The sequence below is a fragment of the Streptomyces sp. WELS2 genome, from assembly GCF_013870595.1.
Classification (GTDB): Bacteria; Actinomycetota; Actinomycetes; order Streptomycetales; family Streptomycetaceae; genus Streptomyces.
The window spans coordinates 1-3,710 of sequence record NZ_JACBWZ010000633.1; the positions used below are offsets into that span (position 1 = coordinate 1).

3 protein-coding genes are annotated in these 3,710 nt (G+C 71.7%); 1 reads left to right on the plus strand and 2 read right to left on the minus strand.

Features of this window, described 5'->3' with window-relative positions; all coding sequences use genetic code 11:
- Both H5J33_RS27100 and H5J33_RS27105 read right to left on the minus strand, forming a co-directional pair.
- On the minus strand, positions 1-1,188 hold a 1,188-nt coding region (locus H5J33_RS27100), incomplete at its 3' end, for an ABC transporter permease (RefSeq protein WP_181797470.1).
- Entirely contained in the window at positions 1,185-1,973 is a 789-nt protein-coding gene (locus H5J33_RS27105) for an ABC transporter ATP-binding protein (RefSeq protein WP_181797471.1), read from the minus strand. The genes H5J33_RS27100 and H5J33_RS27105, both read right to left, overlap by 4 nt.
- 445 nt (positions 1,974-2,418) lie before the next feature.
- Here H5J33_RS27105 and H5J33_RS27110 point away from each other — a divergent pair.
- Positions 2,419-3,710, plus strand: a 1,292-nt coding sequence (locus tag H5J33_RS27110; protein ID WP_181797472.1) for an MFS transporter, incomplete at its 3' end; no start/stop codon positions are given.

The following is a 3,710-nucleotide window of genomic DNA, read 5'->3' on the forward strand; positions in this document are numbered from 1 at the left end:
CCGGTGCCGCTGAAGTTCAGATAGCCGCCGGGCGGGCAGATAGGCGGCGAGGACGGTGACGACCACGCCGAGGAGCAGGCCGAGCAGGGGGGTCGTCCAGGCCACCGTCAGGTCGTCGGTGGACAGTTCCATGCCCACCTGCCCCATGAGCTTCATCAGGCCGACGGCGAGGCCGACGCCCGCGCCGACCCCGAGGACGGAGCCGGTCACGCCCAGCAGCAGCGCCTCGACCAGCACCGAGCGGTTGACCTGCTTGCGGGAGGAGCCGATGGCGCGCAGCAGGCCGATCTCCCGGGTGCGCTGGGCGACCAGCATGGAGAAGGTGTTGACGATCAGGAAGATGCCGACCAGGAAGGCGATCCCGGCGAAGCCGAGCATCGCGTACTTCATGACGTCGAGGAAGCTCTGGAGCTGCTTCTGGTTGGCGTCGGCGACCTCTTTGGCGGTCTGCACCTTGTAGCCGTGGCCGAGGACGGCGACGACGTTCTTCTTCAGCTGCTCGTCGCTCACGCCCTGGGCGGCGGTCACGTTGACGTTGGTGTACACACCGGTGCGGCCGACGAGGGTCTGCTGGGCGGTCCTTGTGTCCAGGTAGAAGATCGCCGCGCCGGGGTTGGTGACCTTGAAGGCGGCGATGCCGGACACGCGCGCGTGGTGCGTGCCGACGGCCGTGATGAGCTCGATCCCGTCGCCGCGCTTCAGTCCGTGCCGGTCGGCGGTGTCGGCGTCGACCATCACCTCGCCGGGACCCTTGGGGGCCGTACCGGAGGCGATCTCCATGGTGCGGGCGTCGTTGCCGTTCCAGCTGCCGACGATGGTGGGCCCGCCGCCGCTCGGCGACAGCTTGTCCTTGTCGGCGTCCACGACGGTCACCGAGGTGGAGAACACCGTGCCCTCGGCCGACTTCACGCCCCGGGCGTCACGGACCTCGCCGACGACCGAGGCCGGCAGGACGGGCGGCTTGCCGGTGCGGGAGGTGGTCTCCCCGGTGTCGGAGGCGCTCTTGGCGCTGACCTGCACGTCGGACGCCGTGGCCTGGAACAGCTTGTCGAAGGTGGTGTTCATGGTGTCGGTGAACACCAGCGTGCCGCACACGAACGCCACCGACAGCAGCACGGCGACCGCCGACAGCGCCATGCGTCCCTTGTGCGCGAGGAAGTTGCGCATCGAGGTTCTCAGCACGGTCATGACGTACGCCCCCGGGCGTCGAAGTCCTTCATGCGGTCCAGGACCTGCTCGGCCGTCGGCTGGTACATCTCGTCGACGATGCGGCCGTCGGCGAGGTAGAGCACGCGGTCGGCGTAGGAGGCGGCCACCGGGTCGTGGGTGACCATGACGATGGTCTGGCCGAGTTCGTCCACCGAGCGGCGCAGGAAGCCCAGCACCTCGGCGCCGGCGCGCGAGTCCAGGTTCCCGGTCGGCTCGTCACCGAAGATGATCTCCGGGCGGGCGGCGAGGGCGCGGGCCACGGCGACGCGCTGCTGCTGGCCGCCGGAGAGCTGGGTGGGGCGGTGCTTGAGGCGCCCGGCGAGCCCGACGGTCTCCACCACCCGCTCCAGCCAGGCCCGGTCGGGCTTGCGGCCGGCGATGTCCATGGGCAGCGTGATGTTCTCCAGGGCGTTCAGCGTCGGCAGCAGGTTGAACGCCTGGAAGATGAAACCGACGCGGTCCCGGCGCAGCTGGGTGAGCTTCTTGTCCTTCAGGCCGGTGATCTCGGTGTCGTCGAGGTAGATGTGACCGCTCGTCACCGTGTCCAGGCCGGCCAGGCAGTGCATCAGGGTCGACTTGCCGGACCCGGAGGGGCCCATGATCGCGGTGAACTGCCCGCGGGCGATGTCCACGTCCACGCCGTCCAGCGCGACGACACGGGTCTCCCCGGACCCGTACGCCTTCACGACCTGGCGCGCCCGCGCCGCGACGGCCGTACGCCCTCCAGTACCCCCGTGCCTGGGAATCGTTACAGCCGATGTCACGGTATGTCTCCTATATCGGTCGGCAGATCGGTGCACGGCGCCCGGTGGTGCCGGGTCGTCGTCCGAGTACGTCGATGAGTCTCGCGGTCGGCGAGGGCCTCGCGCGCTGGTGCGGAGCCCCGTCTTTCCGGGGGGAAAACCCCACCCCCGCCGGTGCGGTCCGCCGCCCCCCAGCGGCGTGGGACCAGATTACGGAGCGCCCGCGGCCGGGCTCCTCCTCCGCCGGGACGAACCCGCCCCGAGCCGGGGTACGGAGGAACCCCTAGGGGGACTCCACCGACGGGTGGAGGCGTTCTCGGGGATGCCTCCACCGTTCGGCGCGCGCGGCCTCCACCCGGCGCCGGACCGGGGCCCCGGCCCGCCCTCCGTGGAAAGCTGTCGTCGCAGACATAGGTGCAGGGGGCACCTGGGTAGCTTCCGACGGGAAGCAGGGGAGGGGTTTGCGGTGGGGAGTACGACACCCGCGATACGCGGCGCGGCCCGGCACCAGGGGGAACGGCGCCGCGGGGCGGTCGTGGCCGCCCTGATGCTGGCGATGGCGCTGGCCGCGCTGGACTCCACCGTCGTCTCCACGGCCGTCCCCCAGATCGTCGGCGACCTGGGCGGGTTCTCCGTCTTCTCCTGGCTGTTCTCCGGCTATCTGCTCGCCGTCACCGTCACGCTCCCCGTCTACGGCAAGCTCTCCGACACCTTCGGCCGCAAACCGGTGCTGGTGGTGGGCGCGGCCGTGTTCCTCGCGGGGTCGCTGCTGTGCGCGGGGGCTTGGAACATGGGCGCGCTGATCGCGTTCCGCATCGTCCAGGGCCTGGGCGGCGGGGCGTTGCAGGGCACCGTGCAGACCCTCGCCGCCGACCTGTACCCGCTGGCGGAACGCCCGAGGATCCAGTCCCGGCTGTCCACGGTCTGGGCGGTCAGCGCGGTGGCCGGCCCCGGGCTCGGCGGGGTGCTCGCCGCCTACGCCGACTGGCGCTGGATCTTCCTGATCAACCTGCCGATCGGCGCGGCCGCCCTGTGGCTGATCGTGCGTCACCTGCACGAGCCGGAACGGGAGATTGCCCGCCGCGGGCGCGTGGACTGGGCCGGCGCGCTCACGGTGTTCGCGTGCGGCGGGGTGCTGCTGACCGCGCTGGTGCAGGGCGGGGTCGCCTGGCCGTGGCTGTCGGCGCCGTCACTGGCCCTGTTCGGCACGGGTCTCGCCCTGGTCGCCGTGGTGGTCGCGGTGGAGCGGCGGGCCGCGCAGCCCATCATCCCGGGCTGGGTGTGGCGGCGCCGGACGATCGCCGCCGTCAATCTGGCGCTCGGCGCGCTGGGGCTGCTGATGGTGGCGCCCGCGGTGTTCCTGCCGACGTACGCCCAGTCGGTGCTCGGACTCGGCCCGGTGGCCGCCGGGTTCGTGCTGTCGGTGTGGACGCTGAGCTGGCCGGTGTCCGCCGCGCTCAGCCAGCACGTCTACCGGCGGATCGGGTTCCGGGACACCGCGCTGCTCGGCATCGGCGTCGGTGCGCTCATCCTCCTCGCGTTCCCGTTCCTGCCCTATCCCGGGGCCTGGTGGCAGCCGACGCTGCTGATGCTGCTGCTCGGCGGGGCGCTGGGGCTGTTCCAGCTGCCGCTGATCGTCGGCGTGCAGTCGACCGTGGGCTGGTCGGAGCGGGGCACCACGACCGCCTCGGTGCTGTTCTGCCGGCAGACCGGCCAGACCCTCGGCGCGTCTCTGTTCGGCGCCGTCGCCAACGGCGT